Here is a 19,298-nt window from a genome sequence, read left to right on the forward strand (position 1 = left end):
CACGGCGCTCCCGCCGGCAGACTCGGGGCATGGTTGAGCGGGTCACCGTTGTCGGCTTCGCGGGCGTGCAGTCTCTGGACGTCAGCGGGCCGTGGGAGGTCCTCGCCGGGGCGAACCGGTACCGGACGGTACGTGGTGACCGCCCCGCGTACGACCTGAGGCTGGCCGGAACCCAGGCCGAGGTGGTGTCCGAGAGCGGCCTGACCATGGTGGCCAGCGCGCTCGGAGAGCCCGTCCGGGCCGGCACCCTCGTCGTGCCCGGTGGCCGTTCGGCGGCCGCCACGGATGAGCACGCCGACCTCGTGGCCTGGTTGCGGCGGTGTCGCCCCACGCGGCTGTTGTCGATCTGTTCCGGCGCGTTCCTGTGCGCGCGGGCCGGACTGCTCAGCGGTCGCCGGGTGGCCACCCACTGGTCGCTGTCCGGCGATCTCGGCAGGCGTTTCCCCGACCTCACCGTCGACCACGACGCCCTCTACGTGCATGACGGGCCGGTGTGGACGTCGGGTGGCGTCACGGCCGGAATCGATCTGGCCCTGGCGGTCGTCGCGGCCGACCACGGACCACGGGTCGCCCAGCAGATCGCCCGCTGGCTCGTGATGTTTCTGCACCGGCCCGGACAACAGGGTCAGTTCGCCGGCCCGGTGTGGTTGGAACGCGCCACCGAGAAGCGGGTGGCGGCCGCGCAGCGCGTCATCGACGCCGATCCGGCCGCCCCGCACCGGGTCGACGACCTTGCCGCCGCGTACGCCATGTCGCCCCGGCACTTTCAGCGTCTCTTCGCGCGGGAGACCGGGCTCACCGTCGGGCGTTACCTCACCGAGCTACGCCTGGAGACGGCCAAACGCCTCCTGGTGCAGTCCGACCTCGCCCTCGACACGGTGGCGACCAGGGCGGGGTTCGGGTCGGCCGAGTCGCTGCGACGCGTCTTCGGTGAACGGCTCGGCACGACCCCCGGCGCATTCCGCGCACGCTTCTCGACCCTCTGACCGCAGCCACGTCGTCGACAGGAGCTTCCGGTGACCCACGTCGTCATCCCGCTGTACGAGCGCTTCACCGCGTTGGACGTCATAGGTGTCTACCAGCCGCTGGCCCTCACCCCGGGCATCGAGGTGGTCCTGGTCGCCGAGCGCCCGGGGCCCGTCCGCGACGACTGCGGGACGGTGTCCCTCGTGGCCGGGCAGGCGTTCGACGACGTGGTGGCGGCCGACGTTCTCGTCGTCCCCGGAGGACCCGGGACCATCCAGGCCCTTGCCGGGCCCCTGCCGGGCTGGATCAGGCGGATCCACGAGACGACGTCGTTCACCACGTCTGTCTGCTCCGGTTCGGTTCTCCTGGGAGCGGCCGGTCTGCTTCGGGGACGACGGGGCACCAGCCACTACCGGGTGCGGCAGGAACTGACCCGCTTCGGCGCCGAGCCGACGGACCAGCGGGTCGTCGAAGAGCTGGACGCGCGGATCGTCACCGCCGCCGGTGTGTCGAGCGGCATCGACATGGGTCTGCGACTCGTCGAGCTCCTGACGGACCGGACGACCGCGGAGGCCGTCCAACTCTGGATGGAGTACGACCCCCAACCGCCCTTCGACAGCGGCCACCCCTCTCGCGCCACCGACGAGGTGATCGCACGAGCGGCGGCGTACGAGAGCGCGGCCCGAGTGGCCACGTGACCTGTCGGGCCGGCCGGTCCCGGCCGCGTTGGCCTCAGGTTCGACCACCCGTCGCCCCCACTGATGCGGGCACCGCCCGGTCGCGGCCGAGCGGTGACCTACACCCCCACCCGCTGGGGCGGGACCGTGAGCCCGTAGAGCGCCATCAACTCCGGGGTGTCGACGCGACTGCCGTCGGCCACCGTGTCGCAGGCGATGTCGACGATCTGGTCCTTGTGCGCCAACAGGTACGGCCGGGCGCCCACGTCGGCGCTGGCCAGGGTCGCGATGCCGGGCCAGTGCCGCCGGCCGAACAGCATCGGGTAACCGCGCAGCCCGTCGTAGGTGGCGCAGACCAGCACATCCGGGTACGGCAGCGCCGCCACCCGGCGGACCGCGGCGGCGGTCAGGCCCGGCATGTCCACGGGCACCACCACCACCGCCTCGATCCCCGCGTCGTCCATGGCGGCCAGACCGGCGCGGATGGACGAGCCGACCCCGGTGCCCCACGCCTTGTTGATCACAACGGTCGCCCTGCCCAGGTCGGCGGTTTCCCGAACCTGCTCCGCGGCGGCCCCCAGCACGACCACGATCTGCTCGCAGCCCGCCTCGGTCATCGTGTCGATCATCTGGTTGACCAGGGGCTTCTCACCCTGGTGCAGCAGTGCCTCGGGCCCGCCGATGCGGCGTCCCCCGCCTGCGGCGATGATCATTCCTGCGATCCGGTTCAGCTGCGCCCCCTCAAGCACGGGACCACCCGTGACCGGGCGCCCCCTCCTACGGACACTGCAACGAGGAGGGCCGCGCACGAGTGGCGGGGCAAAAAGGAGGAATAGCGCAATCGTTACGCACCAGGCGGCCGGTCAGGCCGCGTCGGCGTAGCAGTCGACGATGGACAGATCCAGGGGGAAGCGCACCGGAGTGTCGCCGAACAGCAGGGCGGTGGCCCGCTCACCCGCGCGGCGCACCGTCGCCGCCACGGTCTCGGCCTGCTCGGCCGGACAGTGCGCCAGCACCTCGTCGTGCTGGAAGAAGACCAGCTCGGCGTCGGTGTCGGCCAGCTCGGTGCGCAGCGTGGCCAGCAGCGTCGAGGCCCACTCCGCGGCGGTGGCCTGGATGACGAAGTTGCGGGTGAAGCGCCCCCGGGACCGGGCGGCCCGCGCCCGAGGGCTCTGCCGGTCGGCCACGGCGTCCGGATCGGTCGGCCCCTCGTCGGGGTCACCGAGCCCGACCGAGCCGGGTGGGCAGGTGCGCCCCAGCCACGAACGGACCAACCCGCCCGCCTCGCCGGTGCGCGCGGCCGCCTCGACGTAGCCGAACGCCGTCGGGTAGCTGCGCTTCAACACCGCCAGCGCGGGCACCGCCGCGCCGCCGGTCTGCCCGTACATGGCGCCGAGCAGGGCCACCTTGGCACGGGGACGGTCACCGCCGAACGAGTCCCGGGCGAGCGCGGCGTAGAGGTCGCCGGCGCCGCCCGCCGCCGCCAGCCGCTCGTCCCCGGAGACCGCCGCCAGAACGCGGGGCTCCAACTGGCCGGCATCGGCGACCACCAGCCGCCAGCCCGGATCGGCCACCACCGCCCGGCGGATCACCTTGGGGATCTGCAACGCGCCACCGCCCCGGGTCGCCCAACGGCCGGAGACCACCCCGCCCGGCACGTACTCCGGCTGGAACCGACCGTCGCGCACCCACTGCTCACGCCAGGACCAGCCGTGCGCCGTCCAGATCCGGTACAGCTCCTTGTATTCCAGCAGCAGGGGCACCGCCGGATGGTCCACCCCGCGCAACACCCAGGCCCGGGTGTTGGGCAGCTCCACCCCGGCCCGGGCGAACGCCCGCAACAGCTCGGCCGGGGAGTCGGCGTGCAGCTGGCGGACGCCGAACGCCTCGGCGATCCGGGCCGCCAACTCGGCCAACCGGCGTGGCGGCCCGCCGACCGGGGACGGCTCCCCCAACAGCTCGGCGAGGATCGCGTCGTGCACCTCGGCCCGCCAGGGCAGCCCGGCGACGCCCATCTCCACCGCGATCAACGCGCCGGCGGACTCGGCGGCCACCAGCAGCCGGAACCGACCCGGGTGCTCGGTGGTGGCGACCCGGGCGAGCTGGTCGGCGTACACCCGGGCCAGTGCCTCGATGCCCGGGCCCGGCGGGCCGGGCAGCGTGTCGAAGAGCGCGCCCTGGCCGTGCCCGGGTGGCGCGGCGGCGCGCGGCGGAGGGTCGGCCGGCACCGGTGCACCGGTCAGGCGGGCCCAGGCGGCGGCCAGCGAGCGGGGCTCACCCCAGCGGCCGGCGTGCCCGAGCAACAGGGCCTCGGTCAGCTCCACGTCGTGGCAACGCTCGACACGAACCCCGGCCCGCAGCAGCGCCGGGTAGATCGCGCCCGCGGCGGCCCAGACCCACCGCGGGTGCTCGGCCGCCTCCCGCGCGGCCATCGCGGCCGCGAGGTCGCTGACGGTCTCCGTCGGGCCGACGGGTCGGCCGGCGGCGTCGAGCGGACGCAGCTCTCCCCCACCGCGTTCGCCCGCCACCACCGCCACCAGCACGAATATGATTCTGCCCTCCCCCTCCGACAGGAAAACGGGTCGGTAGGTCGGGCCGGTGCTCGATAGCGTGGTCCGGTGCCTCCCCAGATCCCGCACTCCGATCCCGGCACCCCCGACACCCGCGGTCCGATGCGATACCTGTGGTGGCTGGTCCGCTGCCAGCCGTGGCGGGTGCTGCGCGGCAGCGTGATCGGCACGGCCTGGATGGTCGGGCTCTCGGCCCGGCCCTACCTGATCTCCCGTGCCGTCGACGACGGCCTGCGCGCCCGCGACAGCCGCGCCCTGGCCCTGTGGGTCGCGGCGATCGTCGTGGCGGGGGTGGCGTTGTCGTACCTGGGCATCTCGCGACACCGCACGATGACCTTCATCCGGGAGGACGCCAAGGCCCGCTCGGCGGAGGTACTGCTGCGTCAGCTGTCCCGGGTCGGCGCGGCGCTGCAACGCCGTACCGCAGCAGGTGAGGTGGCCACCGTGGGCGGTTCCGACATCGACTGGTCGGCGCAGGTGCTGACACTGACCGGGCCGGGCGTCGGCGCGATCGTCGCGTACGGGGTCATCGCCGTGGTGCTCTGGTCGATCTCCCCGCTGCTCGCGCTCTGCGTGCTGGTGGGGATGCCGGCGGTCGGTCTGGTCGTGGGGCCGCTGCTGCGCCGGCTGGAACGCGCCGAATCCGTCTATCGTCGGCAGCAGGGCGCGCTCACCGCCCGCTCCGGCGACATCGTGGCCGGGCTGCGCGTGCTCGCCGGGGTGGGTGGCCGGGATCTGTTCGCCCGACGGTACGCGGCCCGCTCCCAGGAACTGCGCGCCGAGGGGTACCGGGTCGGCGCGGTCAACAGCTGGATCGACGCGGCGACGGTCGCCATCCCCGGGCTGTTCCTGGCCGCGGTGGTCTGGCTGACGGCGCGGATGGCGGTGAGCGGCGCCGTCACGATCGGCGAGCTGGTCGCCGTCTACGGCTATGTGGCGACCCTGATCGTGCCGGTCTGGTTTCTGCTGGAGGGCAGCCACCAGTTGATCCGGGGGCGGGTCGCCGCCCGACGCATCGCCGACCTGCTCAACGTGACCCCGGACGACGTCGGTGGCCCGGGTCGCCGGTGGCCGTCCGCCGTCCCCGAGGCGCGTCACCCGCACGCGGCGGCCGCGCCGACCGGCCCCGCCAACCTGCACGACCCGGTGACCGGGCTGACCGTACGCGCCGGCCAGCTGACCGCGGTGGCGGCCGACGACCCGGCGGCGGCCGTGGCGCTCGCCGACCGGCTGGGCCGGTACGTCGTCAGCGACACCACCTGGGGCGGCGTACCGCTGGCCCAGGTCGCCCTGGACGAGGTCCGTGCCCGGATCCTGGTCGCCGACCACGACTCGTACCTCTTCGCCGGGACGCTGCGCGACGTCCTGCGCCCCGGGGCCGACGACGAACGGCTCGGCGACGCCCTGCGGACCGCCTCGGCCGACGACATCGTCGACGCCCTCCCGGCCGGGCTGGCCACGCCGCTGGACGCCCGGGCCCGGACGCTCTCCGGCGGTCAACGCCAACGGATACGCCTGGCCCGGGCGCTGCTCGCCGAGCCGGAGGTGCTGATCCTCGTGGACCCGACGTCGGCCGTGGACGCGCACACCGAGGCACGGATCGCCGAGCGACTGTCGACCGCTCGGGCCGGCCGGACCACACTGGTGCTCGCCACGTCGCCGCTGCTGCTCGGCCGCGCCGACGTGGTGGCGCTCCTGAGCAAGGGCGGAATCACCGCCACCGGCACCCACGACGGCCTGCTCGAATACGTGCCGGCCTACCGGCACCTGGTGGCCCGGGGCAGCGCGGATCTCGACCAGGCCACCGACGCCGACGCCGAGGAGGTCTACCGGTGAGCCGGCTGCCGGTCGCCGACCGGGGCACCGTACGCCGCGCCCTGCGCGACATGATGAACCGCCATCGCCGGGCCGTCGGCGTCGTACTGGCGTTGCACAGCGCCGCCGCGCTCACCGGGCTGGCCCCACCCTGGCTGCTGGGCGTCATCATCGACCGGGTCACCGCCGGCACCGGCGTGGCCACCGTGGACCGGCTGGCACTGGCGATCACCGGCTGTGTCCTGGTCAGCGCCCTGCTCTCCCGCTACGCCCAGTACGCCGGCCACCGCTTCGGTGAACGGGCCGTCGCCGAGCTGCGCGAGCAGTTCGTCGGCCGCACGCTCGGGTTGCCCGTCTCGGTCGTCGAGCGCGCGGGCTCCGGTGACCTGGCGACCCGCAGCTCGGTCGACGTGGCGACGGTCGGCACCACGGTCCGGGACGTGGTGCCCATCATCGTCATCGCCTCGGTGCAGTTGACGTTGCTGTTCGGGGCGGTGTTCCTGCTGCATCCGCTGCTCGGGCTCGCGGCGCTGGCCGGGCTGCCGTCGATCGTGGCGGTGACCCGGTGGTATCTGCGTCGGGCCAGCTCCGCGTACCTCGCCGAGGGCGCCGCGGCTGCCGAGCTGACCGAGGCGTTGACCACCACCGCCGAGGGCGCCCGCACGGTGGAGGCGCTGCGGCTGGCCGACGACCGGATCCGACACGGCACCACCCGCGTCACCCGGCTGTGGCAGGCCCGACGGGCGACCCTCGCGCTGCGTACGGTGTTCTTCTCGGTGGTGGAGGCCAGCTATCCGCTGCCCATCGCCATGGTCCTGCTCGTCGGTGGCTACCTGCTCGCCGCCGACCGGGTCACGCTCGGCGCGGTGGTCGCCGCCGCGCTCTACCTCCAGCAGGCCATCGACCCGCTGGACCGGCTCCTGCTGTGGACGGAGCAGGCGCAGCGCGGCTTCGCGTCGTTCGCCCGGGTGCTCGGCGTCGGGCTGGTCCCACCGGAGCCGCCCGGCACCAGGGCCCCGTCGCCGGGCGAGCGGCTCGTCGTCCGCGAGGCGCGGTTCTCCTACGCCGACGGGCACGACGTGCTGCACGGCATCGACCTGGAGGTGCGGCCCGGCGAACGGCTGGCAGTCGTCGGCCCGTCGGGCGCCGGTAAGTCGACCCTGGCCCGACTGCTGGCCGGCATCGACGCGCCCCGCCGTGGCGTCGTCAGCATCGGCGGCTGCCCGGTCACCGACCTGGACCCGGCCGAACGCCGACGGCGGATCGCCCTGGTCACCCAGGAGCACCACGTCTTCATCGGCTCGGTACGCGACAACCTCGCGTTCGCCGCGCCGGACGCCTCGGACGAGCAGATGCGCGCCGCGCTGGCCACCGTGGGCGCCGACTGGTACGACGGGCTGCCCGAGGGTCTGGACACGGCGCTCGGCGACGGCGCACGGCAGCTCGGCGCGGCCGAGGCCCAGCAACTGGCGCTGGCCCGGTTGGTGCTCGCCGACCCGCACACGCTGATCCTGGACGAGGCGACCGCGGCGCTCGACCCGAGCACCGCCCGGCGGACCGAGCGGGCCCTGGCCGCCGTGCTCGTCGGGCGGACCGTCATCGCCATCGCGCACCGGCTCAACACCGCGCACGACGCCGACCGGGTGGCGGTCCTGGCCGACGGCCGGATCACCGAGATCGGCAGCCACGACGACCTGGTGGCGGCCGGCGGGGCGTACGCCGCGCTCTGGCGCTCGTGGCACGCCCACGCCGACGAGGGGCCGAGGTGAGCGCCTACTTCACCGCGCCGGAGGTGAGGCCGGCCTGGATCTGACGCTGGAAGACCGCGTACACGATGATCATCGGGAGGATGGCGATCGTCAGCGCGGCGAACAGCCCGGACCAGTCCGCCTCGTAGCCGGCGTTGACCGAGATGTCGGCGATGCCCTGGGTGAGCACCCACTTGTCCTTGGCGTTGGAGAGCAGCACCAACGGGAGCTGGTACTGCGCCCACTGCCCGATGATGTTGAAGATCGCCACGCTGATCAGACCCGGCTTCGCCATCGGCATCATCACCTGGAAGAACAGCCGGGTGTGCCCGCAACCGTCGATCATCCCGGCCTCGGCCACCGACGTCGGCAGCGTCTTGAAGAACGCGGCCAGGAAGAAGATCGTGAACGGCAGCGAGTACGCGGTGTAGACCAGGATCACGCCCTGGTAGGTGTCCAGCATGCCCAGCTGCTTCACCACGAAGAAGAGCGGCACCAGGGCCAGGAAGACCGGGAACGCCAGCCCCGAGACGAACAGGTAGTAGATCGCCCGGTTGCCCCAGAACCGGTACCGCGCCAGCACGTAGGCCGCCATCGAACCGAGCAGCATGGTGAGGAACGTGCTGCACGAGACCACGAGGACGCTGTTGAGGAAGTACCGGCCGACGTGCGCCTTGGTCCACGCCCGGCCGAAGTTCTCCCACCGCAGCTCCGCCGGGAGCGTCCACGGGCTGCTGAAGATCTCGCTGGTGTTCTTGAACGCGGCGAGGAAGGTCCAGAGGATCGGCACGATCACGATCACCGCCCACACGGCGAGCGCGACGTGTCCCAGGCCGGCGAAGAGCCGTACCTCCGAGCGGGGGTCCTTGCCGCGCCGGCCACCGGGCGCGGACGGGCTGCCGGTCTTCGGCGGTAGGGCCGCCGGCGTCGGCGGCAGCGTCGACTGCGGGTTCATCAGTACTCCACGCTTTCCCGCTTGGTGAGCCGCAGCGTCAGCGCCGCGAACGTGAGGGTGAGGAAGAACAGCGCCACGCCCATCGCCGAGGCGTAGCCGTACTTCGAGTAGACGAACGCGTTGCGGTAGATCTCCATGGCCAGGACTGTGGTGGCGCCGTCCGGGCCACCCCCGTCCACCGAGAGCACCGCCACGATGGCGAACGCGTCGAACGCCGCGATGCCCAGATACACCCACGCGACCTGGAGGGTGTCCCAGAGCAGCGGCAGGGTGACCCGGAAGAACAGCGTCACCCTGCTCGCCCCGTCCATCTCCGCGGCCTCGTAGATCTCACCCGGGATGGAGGCCATCCCGGCCGAGAAGAGCACCACGTAGAAGCCGACGGCCTGCCAGACCAGCACCGCGAGGATCGACCAGAGGGCCAGGTTCGGCTTGACCAGGAAGAGGATCGGGTCCAGGCCGAGCTTCATCAGCACGCCGTTGATCAGACCCGACTCGTTCGGCCGGTAGACCATCTGGAACAGCACCGCGATGATCGCCACCGCCAGGACCTGGGGGAAGAAGAACACCACCCGGTAGAACTTCGCCCCCCAGACCCCCTGGCGTTGACCGCCGCTGCTCTTGCCGCCCACGTTGAGCAGGAAGGCGAAGAACAACGCGATGGCGATGGTGATCAGCGGCAGGGCAAGCAGCAGTACGCCGTGGTGCTGGACCGCCTTCCAGAAGGCGCCGTCGTCGAGCAGCCTCCGGTAGTTGTCGAAGCCCACCCACTGCGGGGCGGAGAGCCCTCGCCAGTTGGTCATCGAGATCTGGAACGCCTGCGCGTACGGCCAGATCACGAATGTCACGTACAGCGCGACCGGGGCGAACAGGAACCCGATCACGAATGGATACTTGCCGTGCCGCATGACCCTAGCTCCGATCGATCAGCGCTTGAACTTGGCGACCGAGCTGTCCTTCTTGATCGCGTCGGCGCGCTTCTGGATCCGCTCCACGAAGGCGTCCGCGTTGATCCGGCCGAACATCAGCTCGTTGGTGGCGCTGCGCGCCTCCGTGTCAAGCTCCTTGTACCAGCCGTCGAAGTACAGGTTGAACACGTCCTGCCCGGCCGCCTTGAGGGCGGCCTGCGAGCTGGCCACACCGGGCGGGAAGGCGAAGCCCTCCGAGCCGGCGGTGACCACGGTCGGGGCCTTGACCACCTCGGTGAAGCCCTTCGCGCCCGCCTTGGACAGCATCTGGCGCATGTACTCCAGGCCGCCCTTGGGGTTCTTGCTCTTCGCCGAGACGAAGTAGCCCTCGCCCGCGGTGGCCCGCAGAGCCGTCGCCGGCAGCTTGTCCGACGCGGTGAGGCTCGGCACCGGCATGAGCTGGTAGTCGAAGCCGGCCGGGGTGTCCTTCTTCTGCTCGCCCTCCAGCCAGTCACCGCTGGGGTACAGGGCCACCTTGTACTGGTTCTGCCGCAGCTGCACGTCGGTGTGCTTGAGCCCCTCGAAGCTCTTGTCGCTGAACTTCGCCCCGACCTCGGCCCACGCCGTGGCCGCCTGCTTGACCGCGTCCTGCTTCCAGGCGCCGTCCTCCAGGTTGTCGATGTTCTTCAGCACCTCGACGCCACCGAGCTTGGCGGCCTGGGTGAGGATGACGTTCCACTGGTAGTACGCCGCGTTCGCCCCGGCGTACCCGTACGGGGTGATGCCCTTGGCCTTGATGGCGGTGAGCAGGGTGATGAACTCGTCCCAGGTCTTCGCCGGCGCCCAGCCGTTGTCCTTGAACAGCTTGGCCGAGTACCAGATGCCGAAGACCGTGGAGACGTAGTACAGCACGTACGGCTTGCCGTTGAACGAGCCCGCCTCGACGGTGCCCGGCACGACGGTGTCGCGGACCTTCTTGGCCGGGTCGTCGACCGACGGGGCGTCCCACAGCTCGGTGAGGTCCTGGAGCTGACCGTCGGCGACAAGCGCACCGAAGTCCATCAGCTTCTCGCCCGAGTTGTTCACGAACTCCGGCGGGTTGCCGGACGCGAACCGCGGCTGCAGGACGGTGGAGACCGCCTGCGTGGACTGGTGCTTGATCTCCGCCTTGGGGAACGCGGTCTTGTACAGCGGCTCGTGCACGTCGGTGGCGTACTTCTCGCCGTAGCCGCCGTTGAAGATGATCACCTCGATGGGCGCGTCCTCCTTGACGCCCAGCGGGTTCTTCTCGCTCTTGGTGCCGCCGGCGACCTGCTCGTTCTCCTTGTCACCGCTGCTCGTGGCGCAGGCGCTGAGCAGGCCGATGGCCGGGGTGGCGAGCATGCCCACGGCGGCGGCGCGACGCAGCACCGTGCGACGGTCGAGTGCGGCCGGGTGCTCGGGGGTAATCGACATCGTCGTCTCTCCTTGTGGAATTCGGGTCAGGCGGTGCGCCGGAGACGCCCGGCGTACCGCGACTCGAGGGCGTTGTTGTGCTCGTCCCCGCCGGGGACGTTGGCGGAGAGGTAGATAGGGGGTACCTCCCCGGCCTGGTGGAACCGTCGTACGACCTCGGCGGTCAGCAACTGCGCCAGCAGCGCCGTGGTGACCGAGGAGACCGCACAGACCGCGCCGCCGCCCTCGAGCGGCAGCAGTGCGTCACCGTACGGCGCGCCGTTGTCCAGCACGACGTCGGCGAGGTCGGCGAGCCGTTGACCGGACGGGTGCCGTGGCGCCACCCGTGCGGTGTGCTCGACCGAGGTGACCGCGATCAACGGGTGACCGCGCTCGGTGACCAGCGCCGCCAGCTCGACCACCGAGCCGTTGATGCCGGACTGGGACGCCACCACGAACACGTCACGCGGCTGGGGCGCCGCGAGCGCGTAGATCTGGTGGGCGATGGAGGGATCGCGTTCCAGCTTGGGGTCGGCGAGCACGTCACGCGGGGCGTCACCGTGCACCACCAGATCCCGTACCGAGAGCCGGTTGGTGGGGACCAGCCCCCCGGCGCGGGCGACGAGCTCGGCGGCGAACGCCTCGGAGTGCCCCGCGCCGAACGCCTGGAGCACCCCGCCGGCGCGCAGACTGTCGGCGATCAGGTCGGCGGCCCGGGTGATCCCGTCGGCCTCCGAGTCGAGCAGCCGGTCGAGCACCGGGCGGACGGCGTCCGCGTACCCCTGGGCACTGATCATGAGAGGGTTCCCTTCGCGGCCTTGTGCCCGTCGACGGCCTGCGCGGTACGGCGGAAGGCCGCGTGGGCGCGGTCGTGGGTGCGCTGGGCGACGGCGATGTAGAGCAGGTCGAGCACCACCAGTTGCGGGTGGCGGGCGGAGAGCGCGTCCGGCCGGAAGGTGGTGGCCTGGCTCGCGGTGAGCAGCACGATGTCGGCGAGCTCGGCCAGCGGTGAGCGGGGAAAGCCGGTGAGGGCGAGAGTGGTGGCGCCCCGGCTGCCCGCCTCGGCGAGCATCTCGATGGTCTCCCTGGTCTGCCCGGTGTGCGAGATGCCGAGCGCGACGTCGCCGACACCGAGCAGCGCGGCGCTGGCCAGCCCCTCGTGCACGTCGCTCCAGGCCCAGGCGGCCACGCCGATGCGGTGCAGGCTGAACTGCATCTCCTCGCCGACGAGGGCGCTGCCGCTGGCGCCGAAGATGTTCACCCGGCTGGCGCCGGCGATCGCCACGGCGGCGCGTTCCACCTCGCCGAGGTCGAGCAGCGCCGCGGTGTCGTGCATGGCCCGGGTGTCGGCGGCCATGATCTGGTCGAGGACCCGCGCGAGGGGGTCGTTCGGTTGGATCTCGCGGCCGATGTCGACGGTCCAGCCGGCCGAGCGGGCCCGACCGGTCTCGGCGGCGATGCCCAGCCGCAGGTCGGCGTACCCCTCGAAGCCCATCGCCCGGCAGAAGCGGGTGATGGTGGCCGGCGAGGTGCCGCTGCGCTCGGCCAGCTCCACGATCGTCGAGCGCGCGGCGGCCTCCGGGTCGCTGAGCACGTGCTCGGCGACCCGGCGCAGCGCGCCGGTCAGCTCGCCGAGGCTGTTGCGCACCCGGGCCAGCACGCCGTTGGAGGGCGAGTGTCGTCGGTCGGTCACGGGGGCGTCGACCATCGCGGTCCCCGCGACGGTGTCCACCTCGTGATCAACCATGGGACGCCTCACCTTTCCGAAAAGACTGTTAACTGTTAGTGGTAAAAGTTCTTACTGAACGGCCCTCCGTGTCAAGACTGTGGGCGAAGTTTTCAAACTGTTACCTGGCGCACTGGCCCTCGCGGCCGCCCGAAGTTGCCCTACGCGGCCGCGCCGACCAGCATGAACAGGCCCAGTACCGCGCAGCGCAAGGAGGCTCGTGCCGATGTCCGACACCGTCGTGGTCGGTCTCGACGTCGGGGGTACGTCCACCCGGGCGACAGCCCTGACCATCACCGGCGAACGCCTCGGCACCGGTCGGGCCGGCGGTGGCAACCCCACCAGCCACGGCGCCGAACGGGCCGCCGCCGAACTGCTGACCGCGCTACGCGCCGCGCTCGCCGACGTCGACCCGACCCGGGTGGCCGCCGGCACCATCGGGCTGGCCGGCGCCCCCCGGCTGCTCGCCGACCCCGCCGGACGGGCCGCCTTCGACCGAGCCTGGCACGACGCCGGCCTGCGCTGCCCGTACGCCGTGCACGGCGACGCCCTGGTGGCCTACGCCTCCGGCACCGCCGAGCCCGACGGGACGGTGCTCATCGCCGGCACGGGCGCGATCACCGCGCAGGTCACCGACCTGCGACTCGACCGGATCGCCGACGGCCACGGCTGGCTGCTCGGCGACACCGGGTCGGGCTTCTGGCTCGGCCGCGAGGCGGTCCGCCGGCTCCTCGCCGACCTGGACGCCGGCCACGCCCCCGGCACGCTGGGGGCGGCGGTGCTCACCGACCTGCTGGGCAGCGCCGACGTCGCTCCCCGCCCCCGCGACACAGTGGACGCCACGATCCAGGCGGTCACCCGCCGGCCGCCGATCGAGCTCGCCCGGCTGACGCCACTTGTCGTCACCGCCGCGACCGACGGCGAACCGGTCGCCACCGCCCTGATCGCGGAGGCTGCCGCCCACCTCGCCGAGAGCGTCGGCCGGATCCGTCCTGCGGGGGCGACGACGCCTGTGGTCCTCGGCGGCGGGCTGCTCACCGCGGACACCCCGCTGGCCACCGCCGTCCGCGCCGAGGTCGGCCGACGCTGGCCGTCCGCGCCCCTGCGTACCGCAGGTGACGGGGCCGCCGCCGCGGCCTGGCTCGCCGCCCGCGACCTCCCCGAGGTCACCGACCCGGCGGCCCTACACGCCCGACTCTTCCCCAACCCCTGACCCACCCGCCCGGGCGGCCGGCGTCGTGATCGGTATCGGTCAGTAGTGAGTGTGTCCTACTTGAGTTGGCCGGCGGTGAGGCCAGCCTGGACCTGCCGCTGGAAGGCCACGTAGATCGCCAGCACCGGCAGCACCGCGATGCTCAGCCCGGCGAAGAGTCGGGCGTAGTCGCCCGCGTAACCCTGACTCACCGACAGCGCGAACAGCCCTTGGGCGAGCATCCACTTGGACTCGTCGCCCTGCATCAGCACCTGCGGCAGCAGGAACTGGTTCCAGTGGCTGAGGAAGTTGAAGATCCCCACGCTGATCAGTCCCGGACGTGCCATCGGGAGCATCACCCGGAAGAACAGCCGGAAGTGACCGCAGCCGTCGACCATGGCCGCCTCCGCCACCGAGGTCGGCAGGGTCCGGAAGAAGGCGGTCAGGAAGAACACCGTGAACGGCAGCGAGTACGCCGCGTACACCAGGATCAGGCCGGTCCAGGTGCCGAAGAGGCCGGCGTTGCGGACCACGAAGAACAGCGGCACCAGTGCGAGGAACACCGGGAACATCAGGCCGCCCACGAACAGGTAGTAGAAGATCTGCCGGCCACGGAACTCATAGCGGGCGAAGACGTACGCGGCGGCGGCGCCCATCAGCATGGTGAGGCTCACCGAGCCGGTGACCACCACGAGGCTGTTGAGGAAGTACCTGCCGATGTGCGCCCCGGTCCACGCCCGCGCCCAGTTGTCCCAGCGCAGGGCCTCGGGTAGCCCCCAGGGATCGGCCAGGATCTCGCCGTTGGTCTTGAACGAGCTGAGGAACATCCACAGCAGCGGCAGGACGGTGAGCAGGCCCCAGAGCAGCAGGAAGCCGTGCGAGAGAGCGTTGGCGACGCCGAGTTCCCGGCGGACCGGGCGGTCCCGGCCGGCGACCGGCGTCGGCGCGGTGACTGTGGGCTGGTCCAGTGTGGTCACGAGTACTCGATCCGATCGCGCCGGCCGACCCGCAGCGACAGCACCGCCACCGAGAGGGTCAGGAAGAACATCACCACGCCGATCGCCGACGCGTAACCGAACTTGGTCTCGCTGCCGAAGGCGGTGTCGTACATGCGGACGCCGATCACGTCGGTGGAGAAGTTCGGCCCGCCGTTCGTCATCAGCTGGACGAGGATGAAGCCGTCCAGGGCGAAGATCGCCAGGTAGACCCAGGCGACCTGCACGGTGTCCCAGAGCAGCGGCAGGGTGATCCGCCGCAGCGTGGTGAAGCGGGACGCGCCGTCGAGCAGCACCGCCTCGTAGATCTCCTTCGGCACGGCCGACATCGCGGCGCCGAACAGGACGACGTAGAAGCCGACGTTGCTCCACACCATCACCGCCAGCACACACCAGAAGGCGGTCGCGGGGTCGCCGAGCCAGGTCGGCGCGGGCAGGCCGACGGCGTGCAGCGCGCTGGTCAGCAGCCCCTTGTTGGGGTGGTAGACCTCCTTGAACAGCAGCGCGATGATCACCACGGAGAGCACCTGGGGAAAGAAGTACACGGTGCGGTAGAACGCGCCGCCGCGTACCCCTGTCACCCCGGCGCGGCCCCGGCGCCCGCCCAGGGCGAGCATGGTGGCGAAGAAGAGCCCGAACCCGATGGTCAGCACGGGCACCAGCGCCAGCAGGATCGCGTTGTTCGTCAGCGCGTTCCAGACGTAGTCGTCGTGCCACAGGGCCCTGAAGTTCGCCAGGCCGACCGGGTTGGCGTCGGCCGAGTAGCCGAGCCAGTCGGTGGTGGAGATCTGGAACGCCTGCAGGTACGGCGAGACGACGAAGAAGACGTACAGCAGCACCGGCGGCACCAGGAACGTGACGATCAGCGGCCACTTGCCATGTCTCACGAGGGGACCCCTTCCGTTGGGTACGGCCGGTGGGGGTGGATCTCTCCCCCACCGGCCGGGCGGTCAGGCCGCTCGCTTGTACTTCTTGATCGAGCTGTCCTGGGCGATCGAGTCGGCGCCCTTCTGGCACTGCTCAAGGAACTCCGCCGGGCCGATCCGGCCGCTGAAGAACTCGCCGCACGCCGCGTCGACGAGATTGCGCTCCAGCTTGCGGTAGTAGTTGTTGTAGACCCAGTTGAAGCCGTTGGCGCCGGACGCGTCGAGCGCCTTGACCACTGTGTTGAGCCCGTACGGCAGCTCGACGCCCTCGCTCGCGCCGGCGACCACGGTGAGGCTGGCGACCTTCTTCGTGAAGTCCTGGGCGCCCTTGCGCGACAGCATGGTCCGGAAGTACTCCAGGCCACCGGCGAGGTTGCGGGCCTTCGCGGGCACCATGAACGGCTCACCGGCGGTGCCCCGGATCGCCTCGAACGGCAGCTTGTCGCCGCTGCCCAGGCTCGGGGTGGGCGCAATGGTCATGTTGAAGCCGGCCGGCGTGACGTCCTTCTGCTCACTCTCCAGCCAGGAACCGCAGGAGATGAAGGCGGCCTTGCCCTGGCACCAGGCGGTCTGCGACTGCTTGTGGTCCAGGCCGGGCGAGCCCTCCAGGATGAACTTGTCCTTGATGATCTGGTGCCACGCGTCGGCGGCGGTCCGCATCGAGTCGGACTTCCAGGCGTTCGGCTCCAGGTTGTCGATAGCGGTCGCCACCGACGGCCCGCCGAGCTTGATCGCGGTGGCGATCAGTGGCCAGCTCATGTAGCGCGGGTGCAGGCCCGCGTACGTCCAGGGGGCGATGCCGGCGGCCTTGATCTGCCGGCAGAGGGCGATGTGCTCGTCCCAGTTCTTGGCGTACGACCAGCCGCGGTCGGCGAAGAGCTTGCTGGAGTACCAGATGCCGTACGCCGTGTAGGTGTAGTTGAGCACCAGGAACTTGCCGTCGTACGAGCCGACCTCGACCGCGCCGGGCAGCAGGGTGTCGCGGACCGTCTTGCCCGGCACGTCGAGGCTCGGCGCGGCGAGCAGGTCGCCCAGGTCGGCGATGGCGTTCTGGCTGACCAGGCCGTTGAAGTCGATCTGGCCGGCGCCGGAGTTGTTGACCACGTCCGGCGGGGTGCCGTCGACGAAGCGCGGCTGGAGGGTCTTGCTGATCTCCTGGGTGGCGGAGTGCTTGATCTTCGCCTTCGGGTACTTCTCGGTGTACATGGCCTCGTGGGCCTTGGCGTACTCCTCACCGAACCCGCCGCCGAAGATCACCACTTCGAGCGGTGCGTCCTCCTTCACGCCGAGCGGGTTCTCGGCGCTCTTGGTGCCCTGGTAGGTGCCGGCATCGCCCTTGTCACCGCCACCGCCTGTCGCACAACCGGCCAACAGGCCGGCGGCGGGGGTAGCCAGCAGGCCGGCAGCGGCACTGCGCCGCAGGATGTCACGCCTGTTCATCAGGTCTCCTCGGGTCGGGTCGGGCGGATCGCCGGAAGTGGGGGAAGGTGTCCGCCGCGCGAGGCACGTCGATTCTCTTCAGTTAACGCGTTGTTGCTGAAGAATTTCTACGACAGCGAGGCCGCGACTTCAAGTCCTGAGGGTCGAACCGTTATCACCACCCCCTGCTGCGACCGTTCAGGTCGGGGTGGGGAACCTCGCTGGCCGGGGTCTCCTACCCTGGGTCCGTCCACTCTCGCCGGGGAGGCACGCGATGCGTATCGACGAGACCATCGCCGCGCTGGAACGCGTCGCCGCCCGCGAGGTGGGCCGGGGCAGCGAGGCGCTGGCCGCGCCGGCGGCCGGCGGGCTGTCGGCCGCCGCCCGGTCGCTCGCCGCCGCCGGCACGCCGGACGCCGCGGTGCTCACCGGGTTCTTCATCCCCGGCGCCGAACCGCCGGCCGCGGAGACCGACGGCCCGCTCGGCGCGGTGCAGATCGCCGCCGCGCTGCGCCTGCTCGGCGGCCGGTGCCGGCTCGTCACCGACGAGCCCTGCGCGCCGGTGGTCGAGGCCGCAGTCGCCGCCGCCGCGCCGGGCCTGCCGGTGGACGTCGCGCCACTGCGGGGGTACGAGGAGTGGGCCGCAGCCCTCCTGCCCCGCTACGGCCGGCTGACGCACCTCATCGCCTGCGAACGGGCCGGACCCGGAGTGGACGGGCGCCCCCGCAACATGCGTGGCGAGGACATCGGCGCGCACACCGCGCCCCTGGACCGGCTCTACCGCGCCGGGTCGGCCTTTCGGATCGGCATCGGCGACGGCGGCAACGAACTCGGCATGGGCCTCCTGCCGGCGGACCTGATCGGACGCGTGGTCGCCTCGGGCGAGCGGATCCGGTGCGTGGTGGGCGCGGACGCGCTGCTCGTCGGCGGCACCTCCAACTGGGCCGCCGCCGCCCTCGTCGGCGCGCTGTCGCTGCTGCGCCCCGAGGTGCCCGAGCTCCGGACCCTCCTGGAGCCCGCATGGTCGTACGACCTGCTGACCGCGATCGTGCGCGCGGGCGCGGTGGACGGGGTGCGCCGCCGCCCCACGCTCAGCGTCGACGGCCTCGACTGGCCCGCGTACGCCGCACCGCTCACCGAGATCGCCGAGCTGGTCGAGGCAGGCCGGTAGGGGTGGGAGGATCGGCCGCCGGCCGCAGCGGCCTCGACACGCGTCTCGGCGGGCTGGCCCCGGCGGCTCGGCGGGGGCGCAGCGGCAGGTGCAGGGCGGCGGCGACCACCGCGAAGGCCACCCAGCCGGCACCCAGCGCGACGGCCGGGGAGACGTCCTGAACGTAGTGGTACGCGGTGAGGAAACCGACAAGCGCGAGGCTGTTGCGGACGAAGTGCCCGCTGAACTCGAACAATTGACGGCGAGCCTCGACGGCGACCAGGACCCCCGAGTACGGGAACGTCACCACCATGCCGCGCAACACCGTGCCGAGCAACGCGGTGAGGATCGCCCCAACGAAGATGACCACCAACTTGAGCAGCGCGGGCAGACCGTCCGTACGCGTCCCGGCGACGGCGGCCGGGTCGTCAGCGGCTGCGGTGCGCAAGCGGGCGCGACGGCGCAGCAACAGCATGGCCGCCAGCCAGAGCACGAGAGTGGCGGCGAGGGCGACCTCGAACGGGATGTCGACGGCCAGCAGACCGGCGCTCAGCGCCACGTACACACCGATCCCCGCGCCGTCCGCCAGCAGGATCGGCCAGCGCCACCGCTGGTGGGTGACCGCCACGGTGACGAAGAAGAGGTTGAGCCCGAGCACGCCGAGCACCTGCGCGCCGCCCACCCCGTACGGGGTGCTGACCAGGGCGAGCGTCATCGGCAACGGCAGGCTGTAGACAAGCGCCCGGAGCCGGACCGAGCGGATCACGCTGACCGCCCAGACCACGACAGTCACCAGCAGGACCGCGCTCCACGTCAT

At 71.8% G+C, this 19,298-nt stretch carries 17 protein-coding genes; 6 read left to right on the forward strand and 11 right to left on the reverse strand.

Features of this window, described 5'->3' with window-relative positions:
* Nucleotides 1–29: 29 nt before the first annotated feature.
* A complete protein-coding gene (locus tag ACGFIE_RS21715; RefSeq protein ID WP_393297136.1) occupies nt 30–986 on the forward strand; it encodes a GlxA family transcriptional regulator in 957 nt (318 codons plus the stop codon).
* A gap of 30 nt (nt 987–1,016) precedes the next feature.
* Entirely contained in the window at nt 1,017–1,664 is a 648-nt protein-coding gene (locus ACGFIE_RS21720; protein WP_393297138.1) for a DJ-1/PfpI family protein, read from the forward strand.
* A 98-nt stretch (nt 1,665–1,762) separates the two neighbouring features.
* On the opposite strand, the gene ACGFIE_RS21725 is transcribed toward ACGFIE_RS21720, so the two are convergent.
* Nucleotides 1,763–2,356: an NTP transferase domain-containing protein gene (locus ACGFIE_RS21725; protein WP_363688420.1), complete on the reverse strand. Its 594-nt coding sequence runs from the start codon at nt 2,354–2,356 to the stop codon at nt 1,763–1,765.
* A gap of 150 nt (nt 2,357–2,506) precedes the next feature.
* Nucleotides 2,507–4,216: a bifunctional 3'-5' exonuclease/DNA polymerase gene (locus ACGFIE_RS21730; protein WP_393297491.1), complete on the reverse strand. Its 1,710-nt coding sequence runs from the start codon at nt 4,214–4,216 to the stop codon at nt 2,507–2,509.
* A gap of 99 nt (nt 4,217–4,315) precedes the next feature.
* On the opposite strand from ACGFIE_RS21730, the gene ACGFIE_RS21735 reads away from it, so the two are divergent.
* Both ACGFIE_RS21735 and ACGFIE_RS21740 read left to right on the forward strand, forming a co-directional pair.
* The gene (locus ACGFIE_RS21735) at nt 4,316–6,049 is read left to right on the forward strand and encodes an ABC transporter ATP-binding protein (protein WP_393297494.1); all 1,734 of its coding nucleotides are present in this window, start codon (nt 4,316–4,318) and stop codon (nt 6,047–6,049) included.
* Nucleotides 6,050–6,099: 50 nt separating this feature from the next.
* Nucleotides 6,100–7,797 (forward strand): ABC transporter ATP-binding protein, encoded by a 1,698-nt coding sequence (locus ACGFIE_RS21740; protein ID WP_393297497.1) that lies wholly within the window; start codon nt 6,100–6,102, stop codon nt 7,795–7,797.
* 4 nt (nt 7,798–7,801) lie between these two features.
* On the opposite strand, the gene ACGFIE_RS21745 is transcribed toward ACGFIE_RS21740, so the two are convergent.
* From ACGFIE_RS21745 to ACGFIE_RS21765, 5 genes are read right to left on the reverse strand one after another with little or no spacing between them, the layout of a single operon-like run.
* The gene (locus ACGFIE_RS21745) at nt 7,802–8,731 is read right to left on the reverse strand and encodes a carbohydrate ABC transporter permease (RefSeq protein WP_393297140.1); all 930 of its coding nucleotides are present in this window, start codon (nt 8,729–8,731) and stop codon (nt 7,802–7,804) included.
* Nucleotides 8,731–9,639, reverse strand: a complete 909-nt coding sequence (locus ACGFIE_RS21750; protein WP_363688242.1) for a sugar ABC transporter permease — start codon at nt 9,637–9,639, stop codon at nt 8,731–8,733. Before ACGFIE_RS21750 ends, ACGFIE_RS21745 begins: the two co-directional genes overlap by 1 nt.
* An 18-nt stretch (nt 9,640–9,657) precedes the next feature.
* On the reverse strand, nt 9,658–11,094 hold the full coding sequence (gene ngcE / locus ACGFIE_RS21755) for an N-acetylglucosamine/diacetylchitobiose ABC transporter substrate-binding protein (RefSeq protein ID WP_363688240.1): 1,437 nt from the start codon (nt 11,092–11,094) through the stop codon (nt 9,658–9,660).
* 26 nt (nt 11,095–11,120) lie between these two features.
* Nucleotides 11,121–11,870, reverse strand: coding sequence for an SIS domain-containing protein (locus ACGFIE_RS21760; RefSeq protein ID WP_354858387.1), 750 nt, complete (start codon nt 11,868–11,870; stop codon nt 11,121–11,123).
* Nucleotides 11,867–12,820: a MurR/RpiR family transcriptional regulator gene (locus tag ACGFIE_RS21765; RefSeq protein ID WP_363688236.1), complete on the reverse strand. Its 954-nt coding sequence runs from the start codon at nt 12,818–12,820 to the stop codon at nt 11,867–11,869. The genes ACGFIE_RS21760 and ACGFIE_RS21765 overlap by 4 nt, the downstream gene beginning before the upstream one ends.
* 205 nt (nt 12,821–13,025) lie before the next feature.
* Here ACGFIE_RS21765 and ACGFIE_RS21770 point away from each other — a divergent pair, with 205 nt between their 5' ends.
* The gene (locus tag ACGFIE_RS21770) at nt 13,026–14,012 is read left to right on the forward strand and encodes an N-acetylglucosamine kinase (RefSeq protein WP_393297143.1); all 987 of its coding nucleotides are present in this window, start codon (nt 13,026–13,028) and stop codon (nt 14,010–14,012) included.
* A gap of 56 nt (nt 14,013–14,068) precedes the next feature.
* Here the strand turns inward: ACGFIE_RS21770 and ACGFIE_RS21775 are convergent, their stop codons facing one another.
* From ACGFIE_RS21775 to ngcE (ACGFIE_RS21785), 3 genes are all read right to left on the reverse strand, one after another.
* The gene (locus tag ACGFIE_RS21775) at nt 14,069–14,968 is read right to left on the reverse strand and encodes a carbohydrate ABC transporter permease (RefSeq protein WP_393297145.1); all 900 of its coding nucleotides are present in this window, start codon (nt 14,966–14,968) and stop codon (nt 14,069–14,071) included.
* Nucleotides 14,965–15,873 (reverse strand): carbohydrate ABC transporter permease, encoded by a 909-nt coding sequence (locus tag ACGFIE_RS21780; protein WP_393297147.1) that lies wholly within the window; start codon nt 15,871–15,873, stop codon nt 14,965–14,967. The genes ACGFIE_RS21775 and ACGFIE_RS21780 overlap by 4 nt, the downstream gene beginning before the upstream one ends.
* 63 nt (nt 15,874–15,936) lie before the next feature.
* Entirely contained in the window at nt 15,937–17,352 is a 1,416-nt protein-coding gene (gene ngcE / locus ACGFIE_RS21785; protein ID WP_393297149.1) for an N-acetylglucosamine/diacetylchitobiose ABC transporter substrate-binding protein, read from the reverse strand.
* A gap of 253 nt (nt 17,353–17,605) precedes the next feature.
* On the opposite strand from ngcE (ACGFIE_RS21785), the gene ACGFIE_RS21790 reads away from it, so the two are divergent.
* Complete coding sequence (locus tag ACGFIE_RS21790; RefSeq protein ID WP_393297151.1) at nt 17,606–18,502, forward strand: glutamate cyclase domain-containing protein; 897 nt, start codon at nt 17,606–17,608, stop codon at nt 18,500–18,502.
* Here ACGFIE_RS21790 and ACGFIE_RS21795 read toward each other — a convergent pair.
* Complete coding sequence (locus tag ACGFIE_RS21795; RefSeq protein WP_393297153.1) at nt 18,465–19,298, reverse strand: hypothetical protein; 834 nt, start codon at nt 19,296–19,298, stop codon at nt 18,465–18,467. The genes ACGFIE_RS21790 and ACGFIE_RS21795 overlap by 38 nt on opposite strands.

Source organism: Micromonospora sp. NPDC049275 (genome assembly GCF_043197115.1).
Classification (GTDB): Bacteria; Actinomycetota; Actinomycetes; order Mycobacteriales; family Micromonosporaceae; genus Micromonospora.

Bases quoted from the DNA above. Each gene is read 5' to 3' on its own strand.
- ACGFIE_RS21715 (WP_393297136.1), top strand. From the start codon at position 30: ATGGTTGAGCGGGTCACCGTTGTCGGCTTCGCGGGCGTGCAGTCTCTG.
- ACGFIE_RS21725 (WP_363688420.1), bottom strand. From the start codon at position 2,356: ATGATCATCGCCGCAGGCGGGGGACGCCGCATCGGCGGGCCCGAGGCA.
- ACGFIE_RS21735 (WP_393297494.1), top strand. From the start codon at position 4,316: ATGCGATACCTGTGGTGGCTGGTCCGCTGCCAGCCGTGGCGGGTGCTG.
- ACGFIE_RS21740 (WP_393297497.1), top strand. From the start codon at position 6,100: ATGATGAACCGCCATCGCCGGGCCGTCGGCGTCGTACTGGCGTTGCAC.
- ACGFIE_RS21745 (WP_393297140.1), bottom strand. From the start codon at position 8,731: ATGAACCCGCAGTCGACGCTGCCGCCGACGCCGGCGGCCCTACCGCCG.
- ACGFIE_RS21750 (WP_363688242.1), bottom strand. From the start codon at position 9,639: ATGCGGCACGGCAAGTATCCATTCGTGATCGGGTTCCTGTTCGCCCCG.
- ngcE (WP_363688240.1), bottom strand. From the start codon at position 11,094: ATGTCGATTACCCCCGAGCACCCGGCCGCACTCGACCGTCGCACGGTG.
- ACGFIE_RS21760 (WP_354858387.1), bottom strand. From the start codon at position 11,870: ATGATCAGTGCCCAGGGGTACGCGGACGCCGTCCGCCCGGTGCTCGAC.
- ACGFIE_RS21765 (WP_363688236.1), bottom strand. From the start codon at position 12,820: ATGGTTGATCACGAGGTGGACACCGTCGCGGGGACCGCGATGGTCGAC.
- ACGFIE_RS21770 (WP_393297143.1), top strand. From the start codon at position 13,026: ATGTCCGACACCGTCGTGGTCGGTCTCGACGTCGGGGGTACGTCCACC.
- ngcE (WP_393297149.1), bottom strand. From the start codon at position 17,352: ATGAACAGGCGTGACATCCTGCGGCGCAGTGCCGCTGCCGGCCTGCTG.
- ACGFIE_RS21790 (WP_393297151.1), top strand. From the start codon at position 17,606: ATGCGTATCGACGAGACCATCGCCGCGCTGGAACGCGTCGCCGCCCGC.
- ACGFIE_RS21795 (WP_393297153.1), bottom strand. From the start codon at position 19,298: ATGACGTGGAGCGCGGTCCTGCTGGTGACTGTCGTGGTCTGGGCGGTC.